The 24,853-nt window shown below is 64.9% G+C and carries 25 protein-coding genes; 18 read left to right on the top strand and 7 right to left on the bottom strand.

What is annotated here, in order from left to right:
* The first annotated feature begins 346 nt into the window (after nt 1-346).
* From pqqB to pqqE, 4 genes are read left to right on the top strand one after another with little or no spacing between them, the layout of a single operon-like run.
* Nucleotides 347-1,285, top strand: coding sequence for a pyrroloquinoline quinone biosynthesis protein PqqB (gene pqqB / locus P9230_RS09495; protein ID WP_095826076.1), 939 nt, complete (start codon nt 347-349; stop codon nt 1,283-1,285).
* Complete coding sequence (gene pqqC / locus P9230_RS09490; RefSeq protein WP_095826027.1) at nt 1,282-2,040, top strand: pyrroloquinoline-quinone synthase PqqC; 759 nt, start codon at nt 1,282-1,284, stop codon at nt 2,038-2,040. Before pqqB ends, pqqC begins: the two co-directional genes overlap by 4 nt.
* Nucleotides 2,037-2,333, top strand: a complete 297-nt coding sequence (pqqD, locus tag P9230_RS09485; RefSeq protein WP_127213794.1) for a pyrroloquinoline quinone biosynthesis peptide chaperone PqqD — start codon at nt 2,037-2,039, stop codon at nt 2,331-2,333. The genes pqqC and pqqD overlap by 4 nt, the downstream gene beginning before the upstream one ends.
* Nucleotides 2,330-3,451 carry a pyrroloquinoline quinone biosynthesis protein PqqE gene (gene pqqE, locus P9230_RS09480; RefSeq protein ID WP_278055578.1) on the top strand — a complete coding sequence of 374 codons (1,122 nt, stop codon included), beginning with the start codon at nt 2,330-2,332 and terminating at the stop codon, nt 3,449-3,451. Before pqqD ends, pqqE begins: the two co-directional genes overlap by 4 nt.
* 100 nt (nt 3,452-3,551) lie before the next feature.
* Here the strand turns inward: pqqE and P9230_RS09475 are convergent, their stop codons facing one another.
* Nucleotides 3,552-4,229 (bottom strand): GntR family transcriptional regulator, encoded by a 678-nt coding sequence (locus P9230_RS09475; RefSeq protein ID WP_278118610.1) that lies wholly within the window; start codon nt 4,227-4,229, stop codon nt 3,552-3,554.
* A gap of 135 nt (nt 4,230-4,364) precedes the next feature.
* Between P9230_RS09475 and P9230_RS09470 the strand changes: the two genes are divergently transcribed.
* The 9 genes from P9230_RS09470 (at nt 4,365) to dhaL (ending at nt 13,897) form a co-directional block, all read left to right on the top strand.
* On the top strand, nt 4,365-4,952 hold the full coding sequence (locus P9230_RS09470; protein ID WP_067328500.1) for an amino acid synthesis family protein: 588 nt from the start codon (nt 4,365-4,367) through the stop codon (nt 4,950-4,952).
* On the top strand, nt 4,945-6,738 hold the full coding sequence (locus P9230_RS09465; protein WP_095826030.1) for an alpha/beta fold hydrolase: 1,794 nt from the start codon (nt 4,945-4,947) through the stop codon (nt 6,736-6,738). The genes P9230_RS09470 and P9230_RS09465 overlap by 8 nt, the downstream gene beginning before the upstream one ends.
* Nucleotides 6,735-7,772: an LLM class flavin-dependent oxidoreductase gene (locus P9230_RS09460; RefSeq protein ID WP_095826031.1), complete on the top strand. Its 1,038-nt coding sequence runs from the start codon at nt 6,735-6,737 to the stop codon at nt 7,770-7,772. The genes P9230_RS09465 and P9230_RS09460 overlap by 4 nt, the downstream gene beginning before the upstream one ends.
* 22 nt (nt 7,773-7,794) lie before the next feature.
* The gene (locus tag P9230_RS09455) at nt 7,795-9,267 is read left to right on the top strand and encodes an aldehyde dehydrogenase (protein ID WP_278118607.1); all 1,473 of its coding nucleotides are present in this window, start codon (nt 7,795-7,797) and stop codon (nt 9,265-9,267) included.
* Between the two features lie 65 nt (nt 9,268-9,332).
* Nucleotides 9,333-10,337, top strand: a complete 1,005-nt coding sequence (locus P9230_RS09450; RefSeq protein WP_278118605.1) for an ABC transporter substrate-binding protein — start codon at nt 9,333-9,335, stop codon at nt 10,335-10,337.
* 61 nt (nt 10,338-10,398) lie between these two features.
* Nucleotides 10,399-11,259 carry an ABC transporter permease gene (locus P9230_RS09445; protein WP_278118603.1) on the top strand — a complete coding sequence of 287 codons (861 nt, stop codon included), beginning with the start codon at nt 10,399-10,401 and terminating at the stop codon, nt 11,257-11,259.
* A 1-nt stretch (nt 11,260) separates the two neighbouring features.
* A complete protein-coding gene (locus tag P9230_RS09440; RefSeq protein ID WP_067328485.1) occupies nt 11,261-12,061 on the top strand; it encodes an ABC transporter permease in 801 nt (266 codons plus the stop codon).
* Nucleotides 12,058-13,137, top strand: coding sequence for an ABC transporter ATP-binding protein (locus tag P9230_RS09435; RefSeq protein WP_127248474.1), 1,080 nt, complete (start codon nt 12,058-12,060; stop codon nt 13,135-13,137). Before P9230_RS09440 ends, P9230_RS09435 begins: the two co-directional genes overlap by 4 nt.
* Nucleotides 13,138-13,300: 163 nt before the next feature.
* Complete coding sequence (gene dhaL, locus P9230_RS09430) at nt 13,301-13,897, top strand: dihydroxyacetone kinase subunit DhaL (RefSeq protein WP_278118601.1); 597 nt, start codon at nt 13,301-13,303, stop codon at nt 13,895-13,897.
* Nucleotides 13,898-13,985: 88 nt separating this feature from the next.
* Here dhaL and P9230_RS09425 read toward each other — a convergent pair whose 3' ends face one another.
* Nucleotides 13,986-14,840 carry a LysR family transcriptional regulator gene (locus tag P9230_RS09425; protein ID WP_278118599.1) on the bottom strand — a complete coding sequence of 285 codons (855 nt, stop codon included), beginning with the start codon at nt 14,838-14,840 and terminating at the stop codon, nt 13,986-13,988.
* A 128-nt stretch (nt 14,841-14,968) separates the two neighbouring features.
* Here P9230_RS09425 and P9230_RS09420 point away from each other — a divergent pair, with 128 nt between their 5' ends.
* From P9230_RS09420 to P9230_RS09410, 3 genes are all read left to right on the top strand, one after another.
* Nucleotides 14,969-16,051 carry an amidohydrolase family protein gene (locus P9230_RS09420; protein WP_278118596.1) on the top strand — a complete coding sequence of 361 codons (1,083 nt, stop codon included), beginning with the start codon at nt 14,969-14,971 and terminating at the stop codon, nt 16,049-16,051.
* An 11-nt stretch (nt 16,052-16,062) separates the two neighbouring features.
* A complete protein-coding gene (locus P9230_RS09415) occupies nt 16,063-16,416 on the top strand; it encodes a Rieske (2Fe-2S) protein (protein ID WP_066994002.1) in 354 nt (117 codons plus the stop codon).
* A 299-nt stretch (nt 16,417-16,715) separates the two neighbouring features.
* A complete protein-coding gene (locus P9230_RS09410; RefSeq protein ID WP_278086936.1) occupies nt 16,716-17,645 on the top strand; it encodes a dihydrodipicolinate synthase family protein in 930 nt (309 codons plus the stop codon).
* 14 nt (nt 17,646-17,659) lie between these two features.
* Here P9230_RS09410 and P9230_RS09405 read toward each other — a convergent pair whose 3' ends face one another.
* From P9230_RS09405 to P9230_RS09385, 5 genes are read right to left on the bottom strand one after another with little or no spacing between them, the layout of a single operon-like run.
* A complete protein-coding gene (locus tag P9230_RS09405; RefSeq protein WP_278086315.1) occupies nt 17,660-18,322 on the bottom strand; it encodes a TetR/AcrR family transcriptional regulator in 663 nt (220 codons plus the stop codon).
* 52 nt (nt 18,323-18,374) lie between these two features.
* Entirely contained in the window at nt 18,375-18,899 is a 525-nt protein-coding gene (locus P9230_RS09400) for a hypothetical protein (RefSeq protein WP_278118595.1), read from the bottom strand.
* Nucleotides 18,892-21,771, bottom strand: coding sequence for a sarcosine oxidase subunit alpha family protein (locus P9230_RS09395; RefSeq protein WP_278118593.1), 2,880 nt, complete (start codon nt 21,769-21,771; stop codon nt 18,892-18,894). Before P9230_RS09395 ends, P9230_RS09400 begins: the two co-directional genes overlap by 8 nt.
* Nucleotides 21,768-22,037, bottom strand: coding sequence for a sarcosine oxidase subunit delta (locus tag P9230_RS09390; RefSeq protein ID WP_278118591.1), 270 nt, complete (start codon nt 22,035-22,037; stop codon nt 21,768-21,770). The genes P9230_RS09395 and P9230_RS09390 overlap by 4 nt, the downstream gene beginning before the upstream one ends.
* A gap of 13 nt (nt 22,038-22,050) precedes the next feature.
* A complete protein-coding gene (locus P9230_RS09385; RefSeq protein ID WP_127213806.1) occupies nt 22,051-23,304 on the bottom strand; it encodes a sarcosine oxidase subunit beta family protein in 1,254 nt (417 codons plus the stop codon).
* 354 nt (nt 23,305-23,658) lie between these two features.
* Here P9230_RS09385 and P9230_RS09380 point away from each other — a divergent pair, with 354 nt between their 5' ends.
* Both P9230_RS09380 and P9230_RS09375 read left to right on the top strand, forming a co-directional pair.
* On the top strand, nt 23,659-24,099 hold the full coding sequence (locus P9230_RS09380) for a hypothetical protein (RefSeq protein WP_278118588.1): 441 nt from the start codon (nt 23,659-23,661) through the stop codon (nt 24,097-24,099).
* A 9-nt stretch (nt 24,100-24,108) separates the two neighbouring features.
* Nucleotides 24,109-24,693 carry a hypothetical protein gene (locus P9230_RS09375; protein ID WP_278118586.1) on the top strand — a complete coding sequence of 195 codons (585 nt, stop codon included), beginning with the start codon at nt 24,109-24,111 and terminating at the stop codon, nt 24,691-24,693.
* Nucleotides 24,694-24,853 lie beyond the last annotated feature (160 nt).

The following is a 24,853-nucleotide window of genomic DNA, read 5'->3' as shown; positions in this document are numbered from 1 at the left end:
TGTCCGTTTGTGAGGTGATGGATGAGCCATTGCATTGCCCGCAATGGCGCCAATGAGGGCCGGTCCCTTCGGGCTGGCTAAAGAGGAGAATGCAATGAAGAAGAAGAGCTGGAAGAAACCGACGATGTGCCAGGTTGCCGCGGGCTTCGAGATTTCGCGGTATCTGCCTGCTGAAACGCCTCCCAGGAAGTAGGCCGCAGAGCTGCGTGTCCCTGGCTGTGGGGGCATGCATCCCCTTGCCGCTTGAGGTCGTCGAGACGGGGGCTGCCGCGGGAAGCGCGGGCGCGAAGCCGTTTGCCACCGAGAATTTGGCGCCGGTCAAATGGGCCGCAGAGCAGGCATCGCTATGCGCGTGAAGATCATAGGATCGGCGGCGGGAGGCGGCTTTCCGCAATGGAACTGCAACTATCGCCTGAGCCGCTCGGCTCGGAGCGGCATGGCTGGCGTGCATTCGCGGACCCAGTCGTCCATTGCCGTATCGGCTGACGGGACAGGCTGGGTTCTGTTCAACGCGTCGCCCGACATTGGCCGGCAGATTGCGCAAACGCCCGAACTGCAGCCCGCGGCCGATGCGCCGCTGCGCTCGACGCCCATCCGCGCGGTCGTGCTGACGAATGGCGACGTCGACCATGTCGCCGGCCTGCTCAGCCTGCGGGAGCGGCAGCCCTTCGCAATCTATGCAACGGCACAGGTGCTGGCGACGCTGGCGGCGAATTCGATCTTCAACGTTCTCGATCCGGCGATCGTGCCGCGCCGCCTTCTGGCGCCAACGGAGCAAGTGGCGATCTGCAACGCGGACGGCCAGCAGACCGGCGTGGTCGTCGACGCCTTTCCCGTGCCCGGCAAGATCGCGCTCTATCTCGAGCAAAGAGGCGATCCAAGCGCCGATTTCAGCTCCGACACGGGCGCCACGATCGGCGTGCGTATCAGCGGGGCTGGAAGTCGCGCTGCTTTCTTTTACATTCCCGGCTGCGCGGGCATCGATGCCGCCCTGCGCACGCGTCTGGCGGACGCCGCCTGCCTTCTGTTCGACGGCACTGTCTATACAGACGACGAGATGATCATCGCCGGCGTCGGCCAGAAGACCGGTGCGCGCATGGGGCACATCGCAATGTCTGGAGAAGCGGGTTCGATCGCCGCCTTGGCCGATGTGAGGACCGGCCGCCGCGTCTTCATCCACATCAACAATACCAATCCTGTTCTCGACGAGAGTTCCGCCGAACACGCGGCGGTCAGAGCGGCTGGCTGGGAAATCGGGAGCGACGGAATGGAGATCGAACTTTGAGCGACTTCCACGACGCGGCGCGACATGGTCTGTCCAAGAGCGAGCTCGAGGCCGTGCTGCGGCAGGTCGGCGCCGAGCGTTATCACAACCGCCATCCCTTTCATCACAGGATGACCAGTGGCGTGCTGACGAAGGCCGAAATGCAGGCCTGGGCATTGAACCGCTACTGCTACCAGGCCGTCATTCCGCGCAAGGACGCCATGATCCTGGCGCATGCCGAGGATCCGGCGTTTCGCGCCGCCTGGCGCAAACGCATCGAGGATCACGACGGCGAGGACGGCTGGAGCGGCGGCATCGCGCGCTGGCTGCATCTGGCGACCTCGCTCGGGCTCGATGCCGAAGCCGTCAAGAGCGAAAGGCTGGCGCTGCCGGCGACCCGCTTCGCCGTCGGCGCCTACCTTTCCTTCTGCACGAACCGCACGCTGCTCGAGGCGGTGGCATCGTCGCTGACCGAGATGTTCTCGCCGATCATCATCGGCGAGAGAGTGCCGGCGATGCTGGCCAAATACGACTACATCACCGACGACACGCTGGCCTATTTCAGCCGGCGGCCGGAACAGGCGTCGCGCGACGCCGACTTCGCCCTCGCCTATGTGCTGAGCCACGCCGACACGGCCGAGCGCCAGCAGCGGGCGATCGATGCGCTGGTGTTCAAATGCGATATATTGTGGGCGATGCTCGATGCACTTCAACATGCCTATGGCGCGCCGGGAAACGTCCCTCCGGGCGCCTTCCAGCCGGAGGCAACCCGATGATGGCGCTGCGCGAGAGAGCCATCGTCTCCTTGCAATCAATGCCATCGCTGCCGAGGCACGTGCGTATTCAGTACGACCCCGTGCGGCAGGCCTTCGCCGTGCTTTCGCCGGAAAAGGTATTCTGGCCGAACGATATCAGTCTCGACATATTGCGCCGCTGCGACGGGCGGTCCGCGGTCGGCTACATCATCGCTGGTCTTGCGGCCGATTACGATGCTGAACAGGAGGCCGTAGCGGCCGATGTCATCGCCTTCCTGCAGGAATGGTCGGACAAGCTGCTGGTGAAGCTATGAGCGAGCCGCTTCTGCCTCCGATCGGCATGCTGGCGGAACTGACGCATCGCTGCCCGCTGCAGTGCCCTTATTGCTCCAATCCGCTCGAATTGCTCAAGGCCGATCGTGAGCTCGACACCCAGACCTGGCTCGATCTTTTCTCGCAGGCCGCCGATCTCGGCGTTCTGCAGGTGCATCTGTCGGGCGGCGAGCCGACGCTGCGCCGCGATCTCGAGCAATTGATCGCCGGGCTTTCGACGCGCGGCGTCTACAGCAATCTCATCACCGCCGGCATCAACATTGCCGAGGGCCGCATCGAGGTCTTTGCCGAAGCCGGGCTCGACCACCTGCAGCTGAGCTTCCAGGGCGCCCGCCCGGCGACGACCGACCGTATCGGCAACCACAGCGGCAGCCACGAAAAGAAGCTGGAGACGGCACGCCGCGCCCGCGCGGCCGGGCTGCCGCTCACCATCAATGCGCCGATCCATCGCCACAACATCGAGGAAGTGCCGGAATTCATCGACCTGGCTCTTTCGCTGGACGCCGAGCGGCTCGAGATCGCCAATGTGCAGTATGCCGGCTGGGCGCTGGCCAATCGCAATACCCTGATGCCCGAACGCGCCGCCGTCGAACGGCAGGTGGAGATCGTCGCGGCGGCGCAAGCACGGCTTGCCGGCGTCATCAACATCGATTTCGTCCCGCCGGACTATTTCGCCGTCTATCCCAAGCCGTGCATGGGCGGCTGGGCGCGCGACGCCTTCATGGTGACGCCCGACGGCACGGTGCTGCCATGCCATGCCGCGCAGACCATTCCTGCGCTCCGCTTCGAGCGTTTCGGAGAGCGCTCGCTGTCTGAGATCTGGACCGATTCACCGGCATTCAATGCCTTTCGCGGTACCGAATGGATGCTGGAGCCGTGCCGAAGCTGCGAGCGGCGCGAGATCGATTGGGGCGGCTGCAGATGTCAAGCGATGGCGATTGCCGGCGATGCCGCTGCAACGGATCCGGTCTGCATCAAATCGCCGATCCATGCCCGGGTGGGCATGCTCACCGATGAAACGCAGCGCCCCGCGGCAGACAATGCGGCGGGCGAACCCTTCATTTACCGTCGGATAGGAGCTGTGGCGGAGCTCGCCTGACCGTCTTCTCGTAGGTGGTCCCCAATAGGATAAACCGAATTCGGCATGGCGGGATTTGGGCGAAAGCGCGTCGCCTGAATCCGTTCCAGCGCGACACGCTTTAGAGAGGGTCAAGGCGGATTTTGTCCCGGGCGATCTTCCAGGCGGATTCGACGTGGCGCCGTGCCGCGGCTTCCGCCTCCTGCGGCTTACGCGCCCGGATCGCCTCCATAATCGCGTTCATCTCGGCGATCGCCGGCTCGCGACGGTTTGCCGAGGCGATCGTCATCGAACGCAGCTGGTTGATGCGCACATTCAACCCGCTGACGATCTCCCAGGCGACACGCTTGTCCGCAGCCTCGAAAAGCGCTTCGTAGAACTTCGTCGTCGCGCGCATCACCGCCGGCGGCTTGCCCGAGGCCCAGGCCTCGAAGAGCTCGCCGAGGGCGTGCTCCAGTACGGCCAGTTGGCCATTGGTGGCCGATTGCGCGCAGGCGCGCGCCGCGATGCCCTCGAGCAAAGCCCTGAGCTCATAGATCTCGTCGGTGCGGCCGATATCCGGTTTGGCCACAGCCGGACCATGCCCGGGGATCATCTGCACAAGGCCTTCAGCCTCCAGCTGCCGCAGGACCTCGCGCACAACCGATCGGCTGACGCCGAGCTGGTCGCAAAGCGGCCGCTCGACCAGCCTTTCGCCGGGCTGGAAATGAAAATCCATTATGGCCTCGCGCATGCGCTCAAGGGCCAATGTTCTCAAGGTTTTGGCGCTGCGATCGATGCGAAGCGTGTCGTCCTGCATGTCTCTGCTCCCTTGGCCGCCACGAAAACAGATTCCATGGCCGGTTGACAAGGTATTTGGTGCTCCATATTATGGTATACCATAAGACGACAGAGAAGTTGGCGTTTTCTCGAGCGCCACCTGACAGAGGTTTCCATGCAGCCGGCCATTCGCAAGATCGTCACTTACAGCGAGAACACGCTGATCGAAGGCGGCAAGGCAGCATCCAAGCCGCTGCGCCTGATCGGCGTCGCCGCCGTGCTGACGAACCCCTGGGCGGGTCGCGGCTTCATCGAGGATCTTTCGCCCGAGATCCGCGCCTTTGCGCCGGTGCTTGGAGAAACCCTGACCCGCGAGATCGTTGCCGCCGCCGGCTCGGCCGAGGCGATCGAGGGCTACGGCAAGGCCGCGATCTGCGGCACGTCGGGCGAGATCGAGCATGCCTCGGCGCTGATCCACACACTGCATTTCGGCAATCACTATCGCCGCGCCGTCGCCGCCAAGACCTATCTCGCCTTCACCAATCTGCGTGGTGGGCCGAACACACCGATCATGATTCCGCTGATGGACAAGAATGACGAGGGCCGCCGCTCGCACTATCTGACCGTGCATTTCCAGATCGGCGACGCACCGGCGCCGGACGAGTTGGTCGTGGCGCTCGGTGCTTCGATCGGCGGCCGTCCTCACCATCGCATCGGCGACCGCTATCAGGACCTCAAGGAAGTGGGCGACCTGCATGGCTGACGCCGTCGCACCTGGATGGACCCGGGCAGCCGCGCCCGACGGAACCGGCTTTATCCGCGCCGGATCGGGCGCGCCGGTGCTGTTCATCCACGGCGTCGGCATGAACGCGACGATCTGGCAGCCGCAGATCCAGCGGATGGCTGACCGCTTCGACCTGATCGCCATCGACATGCTTGGCCACGGCCGCTCGCCGCTGCCGCCGCAGGAGCCGGAACTCGCCGACTATGCCGCGCAGGCGATCCGGCTGCTCGATCATCTCGGCCTCGACAAGGTGTCCGTCGTCGGTCACTCGATGGGGGCTTTGGTCGCGCAGGAACTCGCGCTGCTAGCGCCGGAGCGCATCCGCCGTGTCGTGTCGCTCAATGCCGTGTTCCGTCGTCCGCCTGATCTGGCCCAAGCCGTGCTCGAGCGCGCGGCGGCGCTCACCGGCCACGGCGATGCGGCGGGGGTCGCCCAGACCATCGCCCGCTGGTTCGGCGATCCGGTTCCGGCCGAGCTCACGGCGGCGGCCGGGAAGGCGGCGGCAGCGTTGAGCGAGGTCGATCCCGAAGGCTACGCCCGCACCTATCGCCTGTTCGCCCGTGCCGACGGCGACCACGCCGAGCGCCTGCAGACCCTGGCCATGCCGGCGCTGTTCATCACCGGCTCCGAGGACAAGAACTCCTCGCCGGCAATGTCGGCCGCCATGGCCAGGCTCGCGCCGCATGGCCGCTGCACCGTTCTCGCCGGCCAAAGGCACATGATGGCGGCGGCGGCACCGGATCTCACCTCACGATGCATCGCCGAGTTCCTGAACGAAGGTGAAAGCCTGGAGCAAGGAGCAGCAGCGGACGCCAGCTTCGACAGCGGCGAGTTCCGGCGTGCGCTCGGCTCCTTCCTAACAGGCGTCACCATCGTCACCACGATCGGCGCGGAAGGCGAGCCGCGCGGGTTCACCGCCAACTCGTTCACATCGGTGTCGCTTGATCCGCCGCTGGTGCTGGTCTGCATCGCCCACAAGGCGCTCGGTCATCCGGTGTTCGCGACATCGAAGAGCTTCGCCATCAACATTTTGAACGAGACCCAGAAAGCGGCCTCCGGCATCTTCGCCTCGAAGGCAGCGGATAAATTCGCGTCGGTCGACTGGCGCCCGGGGAAGACCGGCAGTCCGGTTCTCGACGGCTCGGTCGCAACCTTCGACTGCGATATGGAGCGGTTGGTCGAGGCGGGCGACCATTCGATCCTGATCGGCCGCGTCCGCGACTTCCAGCACAATACCTCGCAGCCTCTCGGCTATTGCCGCGGCGCCTACATCACGCCCGGGCTCAGTCAGGAGGCGCTGGCCGCCGCCCAGCCCGGCACCGATGTCGGCGCCATCCTCGAAAACGGCGGCCGTATCCTGTTCCTCGAAACGCCAGACGGCTTCCTCGAACTGCCGCGCGGCCGGGGGCTGGGCTCGGCAAGCGACGGCAAGAGCCTCAACGGGCTTCTGGCCGCAAAGGCCATCGAGGCCCAGCTCGGCTTCCTCTTCGCCGTATGGGACGACGCGGGCAATCCCTCGCGCACCCATGTTTACTATCGCGGTACCTTCGACGTGCCGGCTTCCAGCGATCGCGGCATCCGGCTGATCGACATCGACGCGATCGACGGCTTGAAGATCGCCGATCCGGCCATCCGCTCGATGCTCACCCGCTATGTGCGCGAATGCACTGAAGACGCATTCGGCGTCTATGTCGGCAACGAGGTCGAAGGCGAGGTAAGGCCGCTCGCCAGGACCGTCGTCCTCAATACAGGTGACCAGGGATGAAGTTCTCGCTTTTCGTGCATATGGAACGCTCGGATCTCGTCAAGCCGCATTCGGAGTTGTTGCGCGAGCTGGGTGAGCTGGTCCTACTGGCGGAAGAGGCGGGCTTCGAGACCGCCTGGATCGGCGAGCATCACGGGATGGAGTTCACCATCTCGCCCAATCCGTTCATCAACATCGCCTATCTGGCGGCCAAGACCAGCCGCATCCGCCTCGGCACCGGAACCATCATCGCGCCCTTCTGGCACCCGATCAAGCTTGCCGGCGAGGCGGCGATGACCGACGTGATTGCCGGCGGCCGGCTCGACATCGGCATCGCCCGGGGCGCCTACAGCTACGAATATCAGCGGGTCTTCCCCGGGCTCGATGCCTGGGGCGCCGGGCAGCGCATGCGCGAGATCATTCCGGCGATCCGGGGTCTCTGGGACGGCGACTACGAGCACTGCGGCGAATTCTGGCAGTTCCCGCCAACCACCTCCTCTCCCAAGCCGCTGCAAAAACCCTACCCGCCGATCTGGGTGGCGGCGCGCGATCCGAACTCGCACGACTTCGCTGTCGCCAACGGATGCAAGGTCCAAGTGACGCCACTGGCGTCCGGCGACGATGAGGTTGCAAGCCTGATGCAGCGGTTTAACGACGCCTGCGCCGCGCATCCTGAAATCCCGCGTCCGGAAATCATGCTCTTGATGCACACGTTCGTCGCCGAGGACGCCGCCGATGCCGATCGGCTGAGCCAGGATCTGTCGAACTTCTACTGCCAGTTCGGCGCCTGGTTCCAGAACAAGAAGCCGGTGCACCAGGGCATTTTGGAACCGCTGAGCGCCGAAGAGATCGCGGCCATGCCGCAATACGCGCCGGACAAGATGCGCCAGAACCTGGTGATCGGCGAGGCGCACGAGGTGGTCGCGCGGCTGAAAGCCTATGAGACGCTAGGCTTCGACCAGTACTCGATCTGGATCGACAGCGGCCTTTCGCACGAGCGCAAGAAGAAATCGCTGCAATTGTTCATCGACCGGGTGATGCCGGCCTTCATCTGATCGCGAACGAACGGGCAAGGCCATGACCGACGCCGCATTCAGGAACTTCATCGACGGCCGCTTCGACGAGCCGTCGGCCAGCTTCGACAGCGTCGATCCGTCGACCGGTGCGCCATGGGCGAAGATGCCGGCTGCAAGCGAAGCCGATGTCGACCGCGCCGTCGAGGCCGCGCATCGTGCGCTGCGCACCGGCCCTTGGGCATCGATGACAGCAACCGCGCGAGGCAAGCTGCTGGTCAGGCTCGGCGACCTCGTGGCCGCCAATGCGGGCCGCCTGGCCGAGCTGGAGACGCGCGACACCGGCAAGATCATCCGCGAGACGCGCGCCCAGATCGCCTATGTCGGCGACTATTACCGCTACTATGGCGGACTTGCCGACAAGCACGAAGGCGCGCATGTGCCGATCGACAAGGCCGATCTCGACGTCACCATCCGCCGCGAGCCGATCGGCGTGGTCGCCGCGGTGGTGCCGTGGAACTCGCAGCTCTTCCTCTCGGCGGTCAAGCTCGGCCCGGCGCTTGCCGCGGGCTGCACGGTGGTGCTCAAGGCCTCAGAGGACGGCCCGGCACCGTTGCTCGCCTTCGCCGAGTTGGTCAGCGAAGCTGGCTTTCCGGCCGGCGCCGTCAATATCCTCACGGGCTTCGGCCAGGAGTGCGGACGGCGCCTGACCAGTCATCCGCTGGTCTCGCGCGTCGCTTTCACCGGCGGCCCGGCCACGGCGCGCGCCATCGTCAGGAACACGGCGGAAAACCTCGCGCACACGACGCTCGAGCTCGGCGGCAAGAGCCCGGTCGTCGTCTTCGCCGACGCCGACCTCGACAGCGCCGCCAATGCGGTCGTCGCCGGCATCTTTGCGGCGACCGGACAGAGCTGCGTCGCCGGTTCGCGCCTGCTGATCGAGCGTACCGTAAGACAAGAATTCCTTGGTTGGTTGAAGCGCAAGGCCGAAGCGATCCGCATCGGCGATCCTCAGGATCCGGCCACCGAGATGGGGCCGCTCGCGACCCTGCGCCAGCGCGACCGGATCGAGACCATCGTCGCCGAAAGCCTCGCCGCCGGGGGCACGCTGGTCACCGGCGGCAGGCGCCCCGACGCCGGCGCCGGCTTCTACTATGCGCCGACGATCATCGATGCCGGTGATAGCAACCTGCCCTGCGTACGCGAGGAATTGTTCGGGCCGGTGTTGAGCGTGCTCGCCTTCGACACCGAGGCCGAGGCATTGGCTCTAGCCAACGACACGCCCTTCGGTCTCGCCTCCGGCGTCTTCACCTCGAATCTCGGCAAGGCGCACCGCATGGCGCGCGACATCCGTGCCGGCGTCGTCTGGGTCAACACCTATCGCGCCGTGTCGCCGCTCGTTCCCTTCGGCGGCTACGGGTTGTCGGGTCTTGGCCGCGAAGGCGGGCTCGACGCCATCCGCGACTACACGCGCTCGAAATCGGTCTGGATCAAGACCTCGGACGAGCCGATTCCCGATCCCTTCGTCATGCGCTGAGAACGCATGCCGAGGGTGCAGCGACAAGAACAAGAAACGGAACAGAGAAATCAGAGGAGAATGACATGAGACTGATCTTAGCCGGCGTGCTCGCCGGACTGCTATCGGCAACCGCCGCCAAGGCCGACGAAATGGTATTCACCAGCTGGGGCGGCACCACGCAGGAAGCGCAGACCAAGTCCTGGGCCGAGCCATTCGCGGCGAGCTCCGGCATCAAGGTGCTGCAGGACGGCCCGACCGACTACGGCAAGCTGAAGGCCATGGTCGACGCCAAGAACGTGACCTGGGACGTGGTCGACGTGGAAATGGATTTCGCCATCAAGGCCGCCAAGGACGGGCTGCTCGAGCCGATCGACTTCGCCGCCGTGCCGAAGGCCGATCTCGACCCGCGCTTCAGCAACGAGCACGCCGTCGGCAGCTTCTACTATTCCTTCGTGCTGGCCTGGAACAAGGGCGCCGTTTCGGGTGAGCCGACAAGCTGGGCCGACATGTTCGACACCAAGAAGTTTCCCGGCAAACGGACCTTCTACAAATGGTCGGCGCCGGGCGTGATCGAGATCGCGCTGCTCGCCGACGGCGTGCCGGCGGACAAGCTCTATCCGCTCGATCTCGAGCGCGCTTTCAAGAAGCTCGACACGATCAAGTCGGACATCGTCTGGTGGGGCGGCGGCGCGGAGTCGCAGCAGCTCATCGCTTCGGGCGAGGCTGCCTTCGGGCAGCTCTGGAACGGCCGTGTCTTCGCGCTCGAGAAGGACGGCGCCGATGTCGGCGTCTCCTGGAACCAGAACCTCACCGCCGCTGACGTTCTCGTCGTGCCGAAGGGCGCCAAGAACAAGGACAGCGCGATGAAGTTCCTCGCCGCCGCGACCAGCCCGGCCGGCCAGGCGAAATTCGCCGAGGCAAGCGGCTACGCGCCGATCAACACCAAGGCCAAGGCGGAAATGCCCGCCGACGTGGTGAAAGGGCTGCCCGACGCGCATGTCGAGGGTCAGATCAATCTCGACATGAACTACTGGGCCGAGCACCGCGACGAGATCGCCACGCGCTGGTACGCCTGGCAGACCAAGTAGCGCCACAGCAAGCCGGGGGCGCGGCAAGCCGCGCCCCCTTCGGGACGACGGGAACCGCTCGATGCAAGCACACTCCCTCAGCCGCGGCTCGATTGCCGGCCTGCCGGCCGGCAGCGGCGGCGCCCTGCCGGCCCTGGTGCTGGTCGGCCTGTTCTTTGTCGTGCCGGTGGTCGCGCTCTTGCTGCGCAGCGTCACCGATCCCGAGCCCGGCCTGCAGAACTATGCCGCGCTGTTCGGCAGCGGCACTTATGTGCGGGTGTTTCTCAACACCTTCCTGGTCGCGGCCGTCGTCACCGTCGTGACCATCCTCGTCGCGTTTCCGGTCGCCTGGATGCTGGCGATCATGCCGCCGGCGCTCGGTTCGGTCGTCTTCGGCATCATCATCCTGTCGATGTGGACCAATCTCCTCACCCGCACCTATGCCTGGATGGTGCTTTTGCAGCGCACCGGTGTGATCAACCGGGCGCTGATGGGGCTCGGCGTCATCCAGGAGCCGCTGCCGCTCATCAACAATTTGACCGGCGTCACCATCGGCATGGTCTACATCATGCTGCCCTTCATGATCCTGCCGCTGGTCGGCACGCTGCGCGCCATCGATCCGATGACGCTGCGCGCCGCCGCCCTTTGCGGCGCTAGCCCGTCGCAGGCATTCCGCCGCATCCTGCTACCGCTGTCGCTGCCCGGCATCGCCGCCGGCGGGCTGATGGTCTTCGTCATGTCGCTCGGCTATTTCGTGACGCCCGCGCTGCTCGGCGGCACATCGAACATGATGCTCGCCGAAATGATCGCCCAGACGGTGCAGTCGCTGCTCAACTGGGGGCTCGGAAGTGCTGCGGCCTTCGTGCTGCTCGCCGTCACCATGGTGCTCTACGCGATCCAATTGCGCATGGTCGGCGCCAGGCGCCTCGCCGGAGGGCTCTAAGATGCTGCTCGACTACGACCGGCTCGGATGGCTGCGTGCGGCGCTCGCCGGCTTCACTGCGCTCATCGCGGCTTTCCTTCTGTTACCGGTGGTCTTCATCGTCCTGTTGTCGTTCGGCTCGTCGCGCTGGCTGGCGTTTCCGCCACCAGGCTGGACGCTGAAATGGTATCAGGAACTGCTTGCCGACCCGGCCTGGGTCGACGCCGCTTTGACCAGCGCGAAGATCGCCGCGATGGCCGCCATCCTCGCGGTTCTGATCGGCCTGCTCGCCTCGTTCAGCCTAGTCAGGGGCGAATTTCGCGGCCGGCAGTTCCTGCGCGGCCTGCTGCTGACGCCGATGGTGCTGCCGGTGGTGGTTTTCGCCATCGCCATCTACGCCTTTTTCCTGCGCATCGGGCTCGCCGGCACGACGATCGGTTTCGTCATCGCCCACACGATCCTGGCGCTGCCCTTCGCCATCATTCCGATCGCCACCGCGCTCGAAGGTTTCGACAAATCCATCGAGGACGCGGCGATCGTGTGCGGCGCCAGTCCGCTGCAGGCAAGGCTCAGGATCACCCTGCCCTCGATCCGCATCGGCATCTTCTCGGCGGCGATCTTTTCCTTCCTCGCCTCATGGGACGAGGTGGTGGTGGCGATCTTCATGGCGAGCCCGACCCTGCAGACCTTGCCGGTGAAGATCTGGGGCAGCCTGCGTGCCGATCTGAGCCCGGTCGTCGCCGCCGCCTCCAGCCTGCTCGTCGGCCTCACTCTCGCCCTGATGATCGTCACCGCACTCCTTCGCAGAAGACTGTCCAGATGACCCGGCCATTCCTGTCCATCCGCGCGGTGAGAAAGGCGTTCGGCGCCTTCGTCGCCGTCCACGACGTCACCATCGATGTGCCGAAGGGCGAATTCCTGACCTTTCTCGGGCCGTCAGGCTCCGGCAAGTCGACGACGCTCTATGCGATCGCCGGTTTCCAGGATCCGACGGCGGGCGACGTGCTTTTGGAAGACAAGTCGCTGCTTTCGGTGCCGTCGCACAAGCGCAACATCGGCATGGTGTTCCAGCGCTACACGCTGTTCCCGCATCTGAGCGTCGCCGAGAACGTAGCCTTTCCGCTGCGGGTGCGCCGCCGGCCGGATGCCGAAGTGAAGCGCAAGGTCGCCGATATGCTGGCGCTGGTGCGCCTGGAAAAATTTGCCGACCGCTATCCCGGCGCGCTGTCCGGCGGCCAGCAGCAGCGCGTGGCGCTTGCCCGCGCGCTCGCCTACGATCCCCCGATCCTGTTGATGGACGAGCCGCTGTCGGCTCTGGACAAGAAACTCCGCCAGGAAATCCAGGCCGAGATCCGCCGCATCCACCGCGAGACCGGCGTCACCATCCTCTATGTCACGCACGACCAGGAGGAGGCGCTGCATCTTTCCGACCGCATCGCCTTGTTCAAGGAAGGCCGCATCGAGCAGATCGGCACCGGCGAGGATCTTTATCTCAGACCCGCGAGCGAGTTCGTCGCCGGCTTCATCGGCAATTCCAACTTCCTGCCGGCGGAGCACCTCGAAACAGAGAACGGCGTTGCCTTGGTGCGGCTGGCCGATGGCTCGATCGTCAAGGGCGTGAAAGCCACACAGGCGCTCGGCCGCGGCCAAAAGGCCAGGCTGATGGTGCGGCCGGAAGCGTTCCGCCTGACCCCCATGGAGGGGAATGCATCGCTTGCCGTCGAGATCGTCGACACCGCCTTCTTCGGCGATCGCCGGCGCGTCGTGGCGCGCACGGGGTCGGGCGACGAGATCGACATCAGGCCAACTTCGGATACAGCCGAACCGGGCGGCACCGATGCCGCTTCGGGACGGCAGATTTTCTTCGATCCCGCTACGGCCTTCCTGTTTCCGGTCTGAAGCCGGGCTGGGTCATCCCCGCGACTGGCTCGCCGCCATCCAGTGCCGCGTCGTCACAACCGCGACATGGCCGGCGCCTCGATCACCGTCATGCATCTCGATGACGAATTGCAACGCATGATCGACCATAGTGCGACTGCGCCATGTTCCGGAGCTGAGCGAGATGGACTTCACGACCGGGGATTTGAAAGCCACTTTCTCCGAGCGGATGGCGACGGAACGCGACAGGCTCTGCGAGCTCGACGGAGTGATCGGGGACGCCGACCACGGCGTCGCCATGGAACAAGGCATGAAAGCCGCGGCCGAAGCGGCGCAAGCCGCCGAAGGCACGCTGCAGGATATATTCAATGCCGCCGCCCAAGGCTTTCTCAACGCAGTCGGCGCCTCCTCCGGACCGCTCTACGCAACCGCGCTTTTGCGCGCCGGCAAGGGCGCGGGTCCGCGCGCATCGATGCCGACCGGCGAGTTGCGTACCATCATTGCTGCGATGCGCGACGGCATCGCCCAGCGTGGCAAGGCGGAACCCGGCCAGAGGACAATGCTCGACGCCTGGGGGCCGGCCGCCGACGCGGCAGTCAATGGCCGCAACGCCGATGCCATAGCCGCCGCTGCCCGCCGGGGCGCGGAAGCGACGCGCGACATGATCGCAACCGTCGGTCGCGCCGCGCGTCTCGGCGAGCGCTCGCTCCATGCGGACCCCGGCTGGGTCTCGGCCGCAATGCTGGTCGAAGAAATCTGCAGGGCGATAAAGATCGCTTAGGCGGTGTGCCGCCATGCGATCAGCACTTGCCAGCAGGCCTGCATTCGATACAGGAGGCGCTTCAGCCGTTTACGATCGATTGTATCGATCAACTCTCCAGCGACATGACGGCAAGGTGAAGCGCGCGGACGCCCTTCTTAATGATTGGCTCATGTCGGCGTCGGGCGAGGACCGCCGTGTAGACGGGCTGATGCAGAGTTGGAGCTTCTTCCACGATGTGGGAGGGGCGCTCGGCGGCGAAGCGTCGCGCATCGTCGGCGCGCATGTAGCATGTGCCGCCGGCCCGCCGCAGCATATTGTCCGCAAGCGTCTCGGAGCCCATCGAAAGCCGGCACGCAGTCAGGTTTGGCAGCGCCTCGGCATGAGCCTTCTCGAGCACCACCGTGTAACCCGGCCGGATGTAACTGTCGGGGCTTACATCGCAAAGCCTGCGCGCCGTGGTCGAGACCATCACATATTCCTCGACCATGAGCTGGTCATATGTGATCTCGGGCAGGTAGCGCGGAGCATAAACAACGGCAATATCGAGGTTTCCCAGGCTTAGATCCGATATCATCTGCGGCGAATAATCGGATTCGACGTGGATCGAGGAGGGCAAGACTTGCAGCAGCATTTCCAGCCAACCAGGCAGGATCGAGCGGGTCATCCCGACCTGGGCAGCGACCCGTAGGCTGCCCTCGAACCTGTTGAAGGCGCGCACATCGTGACGCGCCTGGGACCAGGTCGACAGCATCGACCGCGCATAGGCCTCAAACCGCCGCCCTGCCGCCGTCGGCTCGGCACCGGCGCGGCCGCGGTGGAAGAGCTCGGATCCAACGGCGGTTTCTAGATTTTTGATACGGGTGCTGACCGTCGATTGCGTCAGTCCGAGGCGCTCCGCCGACCGGTTGAAGTTCCGCGATTCGATGATGTCCAGAAAGGTCTCGACCTGTTCCAGCTGCATGGGCCAGCCAATCGATTTTTACGATTGTATCGGCCCGATCATACGCTTGATCCAAACACTGACAAGGCGGAAGTTCGATGCAGGAATCCAGAGGCGTTCAGCGGCGCCCGCATCATCAAGAGGGACAAGTGTTCATAGTCGATTGCGATTGCCACAATTACTGGTCCAGCGCGACGGTGCTGGAGCCCTACCTGTCCGGCGTCTGGAAAGACATGTTCATCGAAGGCGAGAAGACCGGCCCCGTCGGCGCCTTTCCGCACGGCCATCGCCCCTGGTTTCATCCGCAGGATTTCTCCCGGAAGGACGTGCGGCCGAAGGTCGAGGCGGACAATTACCTGATCATGAAGGAGAAGCACCTCGATAAATACAATATCGGAGTGGCAATCCTGACTGGCGACGAGCCGATCGAGGCTTCGACGCTGGCAAATCCCTATTACGCCAGCGCGCTGGTAAGCGCCTATAACAACTATCAGATCAATGAATGGCTGCCGAAAGACAGCCGCTTGATGGGCTCCATCGTCATCGCGCCGCAGGACCCACGCCTTGCGGCGGCGGAGATCCGGCGGCTCGGCGCGCATCCCCGGATGGCGCAAGTTCTGGCCTCCCAAGGCTCGGTGCGGCCGTATGGCGATCCGTTCTATCACCCGATCTTCGAGGCCTGTGCCGAGGTCGGCTTGCCGTTCGCCATACATCTTGGCGGGCATGGCGGCATCAACTGGAATGCCGTCGCGCCCGCGCCCACGACTTTCTTCTGGGAGACCCATGCGATCCTGCACATGTCGGCCATGTCGCATGTCGCGAGCATGATCGCGCATGGTGTGTTCGAAAAATGGCCGGATCTTTACTTTGTCGTCATCGAGTGCGGCATCGCCTGGGTGCCGTCGGTGCTCTGGCGACTTGACGCCGACTACAAAGCCCTGCGCAAGGAGACGCCATGGCTGAAGATGCTGCCGTCGGAATATTGTCGACGCAACATACGCTTCTCCACGCAACCATTGGAGCAACCGTCGAACGTCAAACACCTCTGGGCGATCCTGGAGGCGATGGACGGGGAGAACACGCTGCTGTTTGCGTCCGACTACCCGCATTGGGATTACGATGACGTCAACACGCTGCACATCCCGCCGGAATGGCGCGGCAAGGTGCTCGGCCAGAATGCGCTGGACGTCTACAAGCGGATCCCCCGCCCGCAAGCCGCCGCGGCAGCGTGACGAGGACCCAAATGGCCGAGAAGACGTATATTTGTCGCGCCGACGAGATTCAGGTCGGGACGCCATTCATCGCCAAGGTGCGCAGCCTGTCGATCGGCGTGTTCCGGATCGGCGATAGTTTCCATGCGCTGCTGAATGTTTGTCCTCACCGAGGCGCTCCGCTTTGCGAAGGGCCGCAATGCGGAACGACCGCTCCCGTCGAGGGACCCGAATTCATCTACCACCGCGAGAACGAAATCGTTCGCTGCGCCTGGCATGGGTGGGAGTTCGACATCCAGACGGGTGCGGCCCTGGTCAACCCGTCCGTTCGCGCGCGGACGTTCCCAGTCACCGTCGAGGCCGGGAGCATTTACGTGACGGCCTGATCAGAGCGGCGCGCGCCTTGGCGACCGGTTAGGCGCCGTTACCCGAAGCAGCCGTCTTATGCGCCCGGCTCTTGGCATGCTGCTGCTGGCGCCGATCGCATCGGCATCCGCTGCAATAGGCCGCTGACGGTCGGCGGCGGTTTTTTCGCGACAAACCGCTGGGCTATGGCGAAGACGCATTTGCGGCTTGGCAGGTCAACATGTGGCGCTAGAAATGGGAAGCTGGTGCCGACCGGCGATACGGCATGCGTCCCTTCTATGACGCCTCCGCCGGCCACACCCCAACCAAGGAGCATTCCATGACCTGGAGCGGCGTGTTTCCAGCAGTGACGACCAAGATGCAGGCTTCCGGCGCAGTCGACCTGAAAGCCACGCAAGCCAGCATCGAGCGGCTTGTTCAGAACGGCGTGTCGGGCGTAATCGTCCTGCCCATGCTTGGCGAGAATGCCACGCTGACACAGGCCGAGCGCGATGCCGTGGTTGCAGCAGCCAGGGAAGTCGTGGCGGGACGGGTGCCGCTGCTCTCCGGTCTTGCGGAATTGTCCACCGACGACGCGGCCGCGGCGGCTCGCAACTACCAGAAGCTCGGAGCCGAGGGGCTGATGACCTTCCCCAGTCTCGCCTATCGCACCGACCGCCATGAGACCGTGGCATGGTATAAGACCGTGGCCGAGGCCAGCGACCTGCCGGTGATGATCTACAACAATCCGCTCGCCTACAGGGTCGACGTCGACGTCGAGACGCTGAAGGCGCTGGTCGATGTTTCCGGCATCGTCGCCATCAAGGAAGAGACCGGCGATATCCGCAGGGTAACCGACCTGTTCAACGCCTTCGGCGACCGTTTCGACATCTTTTGCGGCGTCGACGATCTTATCCTTGAAAGCCTGACGCTCGGTGTTGTCGGCTGGGTGTCGGGCATGACCAATGCATGGCCGGCCGAGTGCGTATCGCTGTTCAACGCCGCCCGCGGCGGCGATTATGCGGCAGCGCTTCCGCTCTACCGGCTGATGACGCCGGCATTTCATCTCGATACGGACGTCAAGCTGGTGCAGTACATCAAATTCGCCGAGCATCTGGTGTACAGCGCTCCGGAACACGTTCGAAAGCCGCGCCTGCCGATCGGCGGCGAGGAACGGTCGAAAGTGGAAGCGGTCATCAGGAAGACGATTTCCGATCTCGCAGCGCTGAGGTGTTTGACAAACGAAGGTGACGGCGCTGCGGACCGCTGAGCAGTCGGCCGTGGTCAACTGCCGGTTCGCACCCGTACCTTTTCGGCGAAGGCCTCCACCTCGCCTTGACGAGGTTGCTTGCCGGTGTGCGTGAACAGGTAGGCCGGCGTCAGAGACAGACGGTTGCTCACCGGCTCGACGATCTCGAGCGAGTAATAACCGATCTGCGTGAAGTACAGCACGCGCGCCCGCACGAAGGCTTCGGTGTCTGCGTAACCGTGCCGCAAAAACATCGCCCGGATGGCATCGACCCGCGCATCGTCTTCCTCGTTCACGATACGATGGACCTTGGCGGAGTGGCGCGACCAGGCACGCACCGCGAAATCCAAGCGCGGATTGAACAGCCTCTCATCCAGCCAGCACTCGAAGACATTGAGCACGGCCTCAGTTATCGACGCGGCGGGCCGGCCGGCCTGCTCGAGGATGAAACGGGTGTTGTTGTTGCGCCAATAGTCGAGAAGCTGATCGAGCAGGTCCTGACGGCTCTTGAAATACCAGTAGAAACTGGAACGGGAGACGTTCAGCTTCTGCCCGAGCGCGAGGACGCGCACCGCCTCCACGCCTTCGGAGATCAGCGTCTCCAGCGCGAGCTTCATCCAGTCCTCGCGCGTCACCTTGGTATTGCCGATCAGACCGGACCGTCGCACGACTGCCTCTGCACTGGAATCCGAAAGCATCTCGGGCTGGCCAGGTTTGAATGCCGGCTAGATAGACCTGAAACCGCCCCCGCTAGAATACTTGCACCTGTTCGAGCCACTCCCAAAGATACGGGGCAAGGCCCCGGTCGACGTGCACCCGCGCCCGATCGGGGTTGCCGAACCGGTAGAAGAGAACGCCGGCGCCGGCAAAAAGGATCGAAGCCGAGGGACTTGCCTGCCTCGGATCGAGCGCCGTGCCCCTGGCGACCAGACCGGCCAATCCCGGCCCTTTCATCTCGAATACATGCAGCCCGGCATCCATGACCGTGACCGCGAAACCGGCCGCGTGCCAGCCGGCCGCGACGGGCAATGGCCGTTCGCTTACGGCGAGAATGCGATCGCGCGCGATGCGCACCATGTATTTGTCGCCCTTGGCAACCGCGCCGGCACCGACACCTTCCCCCGCGAGACCCGAAGCCTGCGCCCAAGCCGTCAGGTCGCCGCTGACCAGAAGCTGCTTCAGCCCGTCCAATGTGCGCACGCTGATCCCGTCCGTGTTCAGGACCGCGGTGGTCCAGTCGGGCGCTGCGGGCCATTTTTCGGCAAGGTTACGCATGCAGGCGGCTCCCTTCCGGATCGAAGGCGCAGGGCGCGACGATGGTGGCCTGGCGCAGGACGCCGAGGTGCTGAACGTCGATCGTTTGGCCATGCCGTGCGGCACCCCGTTCGATGAGCGCCAGGGCGACGGGGCGGCCCAGGGTCGGGCTTTGATAGCTGGAGGTGACGAAGCCGATGCTCCGGAGCCGGCCGCCGCTTTTCTCCACACCATGCGCGCCGGTCGCCAGCGGCGCCTCGCCTTCGGCGACAGCCAGGCCGACAAGCTGATTGCGATCGGTTCGGCTCGCCGCGTCGGTGCAAAGCGAGCGCCGGCCGACGAACTCACCTGTACGCTTGGTCCGCGGTCCCGCGACGCCGAGGTCGTGCGGCATGACGTTGCCGTCGGTGTCCTTGCCGATGACGATGAAGCCCTTCTCGGCGCGCAGGATCATCAGGGATTCAAGCCCGAGCAGCACGGCGTCGAACGCGCGGCCTTCCTGCTGCATTCTTGCCCAGAGCGCCTCGGCCCGGTCGGCGCGGATGGAGATCTCGTAGCTTCGGTCGCCGGTGAAGGAGACCCGGGCAATGCGCACCTCGTCGCCGGCAAAGCGGCCGGCGGTAACCGCCATGTGCGGCAGGCTGGCATCGTCCAGCGCAGCACCCAGATCGAGCGCCTCTATCAGGCCGCGCGCTTTCGGACCCGAAATCGTCAAGGTGGCGTATTGCGCGGTGGCGTTGTGGATATAGACCGCATCGCGGCCGAAACGATCCTGCCGCCATTCTTCGAGACGCGCGTGGACAGCGGCGACATGCGACGACGAGCAGGAGACGATGAAGCGGTGCTCGTCGAGACGAACCAGCACACCGTCATCGAAGACGACGCCATTTTCCGACAGCATGAAACCGTAGCGGCAATGGCCGGGTTTGAGGGTCGACATGGTGTTGTAATAGATGAAGTCGACGAATTCGGCCGCGCGTGGACCGATCACCTCGATCTTGCCGAGCGTCGAGCCGTCGAAGAGCGCAACGGACTGCCGGGCGCGCCGCGCTTCCTCCTGGATCGTGGCTCCGGCTTCGCCGCTTCCGTAATAGGCCGGCCTCAGCCAGCCGCCATATTCCTGGAACACTCCGCCTGCTGCGCGATGGTTTGCCTCTAGCGGCAGGCGACGGACCGGGGCGTGCATGCTGCCCCGACGCGCTCCCGCCAGGCTGGCGAACGGCACAGGCGTGAAAGGCGGCCGGTAGGTGGTGGTGCCGACATCCGAGATGGCGCGGCCGGTAACCGCGGCCAGCAGCGCTAGACCGTTCAGGTTCGACGTCTTGCCCTGGTCGGTCGCCATGCCAAGCGTCGTATAGCGCTTCAGGTGCTCGACGGAAACAAAATTCTCCCGCGCCGCCAGTTCGACGTCCTTGGCGGTGACGTCGCTCTGGTAGTCGATCCAGACGCGGCCCTTGGCTTTGGGCTTCGGCCACAGGCTGACGACGCCAAGCGTTCTTTCCTCGCCAGTGCTGCGAGGTGCCGGCGGCGCCGAGCCGAACCCGCCGAGGGCCGCCAGGCCGCTGGCCAAGGTCTCGGAAAGCGAGACCGTGCCGGCGACGGCGCCGGCTACGCCGATCCCTTCGATCGCTTCTGCGGGAATGAAAGCCGATAGTTGATCGCTCCAGGCGAGCTTGCCTTTTGCCTGCGAGAACAGATGCACGGTGGGTGTCCAGCCGCCCGAGACGAGCAGGCAATCGGCCGCAAGGGCGGTACCGTCGTCGAGCAGAACACCCTGAACGGCGTTGCGGCCGCGCGCCGCTGCAATGGCGCGTCCGGCGAGGACCCGAATACCGGCCTTGGCCTGCACGCCACCCTCACGCCGGCAATCAACCACCGTCACCGAAGCGCCGGCCGCAGCCAGCGCCGAGGCCGGCTCGTAGGCGCTGTCATTGTTGGTTGCGACCACGATCTGCCGGCCGACAAGGATGCCATGCCTGCGCAGGTAGCTCAACGCCGCGTCAGCGGAGAGTATGCCCGGAAGGTCGTTGTTGGCGAACGGGACCGGCCGCTCGATCGCGCCCGTCGCCAGCACGATGCGGCGCGGGCGCACGCGCCACAGCGTGTCGGGTCGGCCGTCGCGGTGAATCTGGTTGAGCGCGACCAGATTGTGATCATAGAGGCCGAAGGCGGTCGTATCGCTGAGCACGAGATGCCCACTGCTCTTCAGCCGGGCCACCGTCGCATCGATCCATGCCGCACCCTTGACACCGTCGATTTCGCCTGCACGGTGGCGCAGCGACCCGCCGGGATGCGTCCGGTCGTCGACCAGGACGACCGAGTGCCCGGCTGCCGCCGCGCCGGCAGCCGCGGCGAGGCCGGCCGGTCCGGCGCCGACCACCAGGACGTCGCAATGGTGGTTGATCTGGTCCGAGACGTGACGCGGCTTCCAATTGCGGTCGACGACGCCGAGCCCGGCCATGGCGCGGATGCGCGGCTCGAACAGGTGCCAGTCCGGCCACATGAAGGTCTTGTAGTAGAATGCGGCGGGCAGGAAACGGGCAAGGCGGTCCAGCACCGCGTTGCGGTCGGCCAGCGCCGTCGGCGACGCGTTGACGCTCTTGACCGTGAGGCCGTCCCGCGCCGGCACGGTCGTTGCCCGCGCATTCGGCGCGCGGCCGCCGGCGCTTTCGACATCGACCAGCGCGTTGGGCTCCTCCACGCCGGATCCCCAGATGCCACGCGGCCGATGATATTTGAAGCTGCGGCCGACGATCGCCCGGCCGCTCGCCAGCAAGGCAGACGCGATCGTGTCGCCGGCAAAGCCGTCGACGCGCGTGCCGTCGAAAGTGAAGCTCAGCGGGCGGGCCCGATCGATGTCGCAGCCGCCATTGGCAAGACGCGAAGCGCTCATGCGCCATGCTCCGCGTCGCCGAGCACGGAGGAACCCGACACCTTGTGATTGACGCGGTCGCGGCTCATCGCAAAGCACTCGCCGCAGGTCAGGTGCATCCAGATCTCGCGAGTCGGCCCCTTCGGGTTGTTGCGCATATGGAGATAGCCGGCCCAGCGCTCGGCCGTCACGTCCCCGCCGTCGGGCCGCAAATTGCCGGCCTCGCCGCCATAGTGAAACTCGCTTTCTTCGCGCGGCCCGCAGAACGGACAGGGAAAGAGCTGCATCTTTTCTACACCTTCAATGGGCAATGCCGGAGCCGGCAGCCTCGTCGATCAGCCGGCCGCGGGCGAAGCGGTCGAGATCGAAAGGCCGGCTGATGTCGTGGTGCCTGCCGGTGGCAAGCAAATGGGCAAGCAGCGTGCCGCCGGCGGGAATCGCCTTGAAGCCGCCCGTGCCCCAGCCGCAATTGAGGAAAAGCCCGGGCAGTGGCGATTCGCCGATGATGGGCGAGGAATCGGGGACGACGTCGACGATGCCTGCCCATTGCCGCATCATCTTCAGCTGGCCGAAGATCGGGAACATTTCGAGCATGCCTGCGATCACGCCTTCCAGCACCGGCAAGTTGCCGCGCTGGCCATAGGACGGGATGCGGTCGAGCGCGCCGCCGATCACCAGTTCGCCCTTGTCCGATTGGCTGACATAGACGCCCGTATCCGGCGAGATCACCACCGTGTCGATGATCGGCTTGACCGGCTCGGACACGCAGGCCTGCAGTGCATAGGAATTGACCGGCAGCCGGAATCCCGCCTTCGCCGCCAGCACCGAGGAGTGGCCGGCCACCGCCATCCCCGTACGCTCGGCCCGGATTGCGCCGCGCGACGTGACGACCCCACGGCAGCGCCCGTTCTCAATGATAAAGTCGCTGATCTCGCAGTTCTGAATGATGTCGACGCCGAGACGGCTGGCGGCGCGCGCATAGCCCCAGGCGACAGCGTCATGACGGGCCGTGCCGCCGCTCGGCTGCCAGGTGCCGCCATAGACGGGGTAGCGGGCATCCGGGCCGAAATTGTAGATCGGCACCACCCGGCGGACGTCCTCGACCGAGAACAATTCGCAATCGATGCCGTTGACCTGGATGGCGTTGACGGACCGGGCAGCGGTTTCCATTCCCGCTTCGCTATGCGCGAGGGTGAGAATGCCGCGCGCGGAAAACATCACATTGTAGTTCAGATCCTTCGATAGCCTCTTGTAGAGACTATGCGCCAATCCGTAGATCGCCGCGCTTTCAGGGTAGAAGTAATTTGAGCGGACGACGGTTGTGTTGCGGCCGGTGTTGCCGCCGCCGATCCAGCCTTTCTCGAGCACCGCCACATTGGTGACGCCGTGGTTCTTTGCGAGATAGTAAGCCGTGGCGAGGCCGTGGCCGCCACCGCCGACGATGACGGCGTCGTAACGCGGTTTGGGCTCCGGCGAGCGCCAGGCCTTCTCCCAGCCCGTCTGGCCGGCGACGCCTTCCTTGAATAGCGAAAGCGCTGAATAGTGCCTTGTCATGCGCTCAGGCCCGCATCACGTGAGCGATAGTGCAACGGGCCAAGAAACCTTGAGACGCCATATCGGCGGCGCAGTACCGAACCGGCGCAATCAACTCGCCCCGTCCTCGAAAGTCCATAACCCATCCCGTTCTGCCGCGGTTCGACAAAGTCGTCCACCTTCGCGCGGGGCGAACTTAGCTTGAATGGACACCTGTGTCCATTGGGCAATCGAGGCTGCGCGTTGCACGAGCGCGGTATCGGCCATCTAAGCCAAGTGAAATGCATTTGCGCGCGTCAGGCGCATGGCGGATTTCATTTGCTTGGTGATCCTCCTCACATGGGGCAAACTCCCGTCGGGCTGTCAGGAGGAGAAATGAGAGCACGCGCAGCGACGGTCGGAGATCTCGAGGATGTTTTCCACGGCCTGTCCAAGCGTATGTCGGACGAGTACCTGGCGGCCGGCAAGGACAGCAAGGCCGCCTACGACAATCTGATGATGAACCTGAAGGAAGGCCGGGCCCATGCGCTGGTCAAGGGCGCGCAGGCCGTCGCCTTTATCGCCTGGCATGAGCATGGCGACGCGGCCGACACGCTGTTTGCCGCGCAGGAGGACTTCTTCAGAGCGGCAACCGTTCGCTTCTGCAGGCGTCACATCCGCCACATCCAGGCGCTCGCCGGCAACCTGCCCGTGCACTCGCGCAGCTGGCTCGATGGACCGGACGTCGCAAAATGGTTTCGGCTCATCGGCTATGTCGAGCGGGGACAGGAGAATGGCGCCACCCTGTTCGAACTGCCGCCGGCGCCCAATGGGTGACACGGGTTATTGGCGCAGCGGCTTGCACCGCGCAGCAATTGGCGGGATGGTGTGGAAGGCAGCCGGGGGCGCTGGCAGGCCGGAGATGCATGGCTGCTGGAAATCAAAATGGTGCGAGCTTGTTTGGCCCTTGTCGCCCTTGTTGCCCTTGCGAGGCCAACAGAAGCAGGCGAGCGAGCGGCTCCTCTCTTCGACCGCTCCGATCTGGCGTCCGCGTATTCGGGTGAGTCCGACCTCGTAACCGCATATACGACCGGGATGGCCCGGTACCGTCTTCAGCTCATGGCGCGTACCGGCACCGCCAATCTCGCCGCCCCTCTCGAACCTTTGGCCCTACGGCCGGAATTTCGCCAGCGGACATGGCGCTCGGCCGATGGCAGCCTGCTGCAGGGCTTCGCCGGCAAGGGCGGCTTCCGGCTGACTGTCGGCGACTGCCTTGCCCGCCTCTGCGCGGCCAGCGAATGCAGCGAGGCCGGCTGGCCGGTCTATGCCTGCAGCGACGGCCATAAGCGCAAGATGTCGGTGAAGAGCTTCGTGACGGCAACCTTCGACGGCGTCCCTTACCGGCGGTTGAGCGCTCCGCCGGAACCGTGATTTGATTGCGGTCGACGACGCTGCCGGTTCAGCAAAGTCAGGTACTCGTCACCACCCGAAACGCTGGCTGCACCGCTTCTCGTCACCGGAGCAGCCACATCAGCACGGGACCGCCAGCGAGCGTGGCGACCAGGCCGGCCGGGATCTGGCGCGGGATCAA

It is taken from the genome of Mesorhizobium sp. WSM4887, assembly GCF_029625865.1.
Classification (GTDB): domain Bacteria; phylum Pseudomonadota; class Alphaproteobacteria; order Rhizobiales; family Rhizobiaceae; genus Mesorhizobium.
The sequence above is the reverse complement of the archived record's forward strand: the minus strand, read 5'-3'. Positions and strand labels throughout refer to the sequence as shown.

Bases quoted from the DNA above. Each gene is read 5' to 3' on its own strand.
- pqqB (WP_095826076.1), top strand. From the start codon at position 347: ATGCGCGTGAAGATCATAGGATCGGCGGCGGGAGGCGGCTTTCCGCAA.
- P9230_RS09445 (WP_278118603.1), top strand. From the start codon at position 10,399: ATGCAAGCACACTCCCTCAGCCGCGGCTCGATTGCCGGCCTGCCGGCC.
- P9230_RS09400 (WP_278118595.1), bottom strand. From the start codon at position 18,899: ATGCGTAACCTTGCCGAAAAATGGCCCGCAGCGCCCGACTGGACCACC.
- pqqE (WP_278055578.1), top strand. From the start codon at position 2,330: ATGAGCGAGCCGCTTCTGCCTCCGATCGGCATGCTGGCGGAACTGACG.
- P9230_RS09450 (WP_278118605.1), top strand. From the start codon at position 9,333: ATGAGACTGATCTTAGCCGGCGTGCTCGCCGGACTGCTATCGGCAACC.
- P9230_RS09405 (WP_278086315.1), bottom strand. From the start codon at position 18,322: ATGCTTTCGGATTCCAGTGCAGAGGCAGTCGTGCGACGGTCCGGTCTG.
- P9230_RS09395 (WP_278118593.1), bottom strand. From the start codon at position 21,771: ATGAGCGCTTCGCGTCTTGCCAATGGCGGCTGCGACATCGATCGGGCC.
- P9230_RS09475 (WP_278118610.1), bottom strand. From the start codon at position 4,229: ATGCAGGACGACACGCTTCGCATCGATCGCAGCGCCAAAACCTTGAGA.
- P9230_RS09455 (WP_278118607.1), top strand. From the start codon at position 7,795: ATGACCGACGCCGCATTCAGGAACTTCATCGACGGCCGCTTCGACGAG.
- pqqD (WP_127213794.1), top strand. From the start codon at position 2,037: ATGATGGCGCTGCGCGAGAGAGCCATCGTCTCCTTGCAATCAATGCCA.
- P9230_RS09410 (WP_278086936.1), top strand. From the start codon at position 16,716: ATGACCTGGAGCGGCGTGTTTCCAGCAGTGACGACCAAGATGCAGGCT.
- P9230_RS09380 (WP_278118588.1), top strand. From the start codon at position 23,659: ATGAGAGCACGCGCAGCGACGGTCGGAGATCTCGAGGATGTTTTCCAC.
- P9230_RS09460 (WP_095826031.1), top strand. From the start codon at position 6,735: ATGAAGTTCTCGCTTTTCGTGCATATGGAACGCTCGGATCTCGTCAAG.
- P9230_RS09435 (WP_127248474.1), top strand. From the start codon at position 12,058: ATGACCCGGCCATTCCTGTCCATCCGCGCGGTGAGAAAGGCGTTCGGC.
- dhaL (WP_278118601.1), top strand. From the start codon at position 13,301: ATGGACTTCACGACCGGGGATTTGAAAGCCACTTTCTCCGAGCGGATG.
- P9230_RS09390 (WP_278118591.1), bottom strand. From the start codon at position 22,037: ATGCAGCTCTTTCCCTGTCCGTTCTGCGGGCCGCGCGAAGAAAGCGAG.
- P9230_RS09415 (WP_066994002.1), top strand. From the start codon at position 16,063: ATGGCCGAGAAGACGTATATTTGTCGCGCCGACGAGATTCAGGTCGGG.
- P9230_RS09425 (WP_278118599.1), bottom strand. From the start codon at position 14,840: ATGCAGCTGGAACAGGTCGAGACCTTTCTGGACATCATCGAATCGCGG.
- P9230_RS09465 (WP_095826030.1), top strand. From the start codon at position 4,945: ATGGCTGACGCCGTCGCACCTGGATGGACCCGGGCAGCCGCGCCCGAC.
- P9230_RS09470 (WP_067328500.1), top strand. From the start codon at position 4,365: ATGCAGCCGGCCATTCGCAAGATCGTCACTTACAGCGAGAACACGCTG.
- P9230_RS09440 (WP_067328485.1), top strand. From the start codon at position 11,261: ATGCTGCTCGACTACGACCGGCTCGGATGGCTGCGTGCGGCGCTCGCC.
- P9230_RS09385 (WP_127213806.1), bottom strand. From the start codon at position 23,304: ATGACAAGGCACTATTCAGCGCTTTCGCTATTCAAGGAAGGCGTCGCC.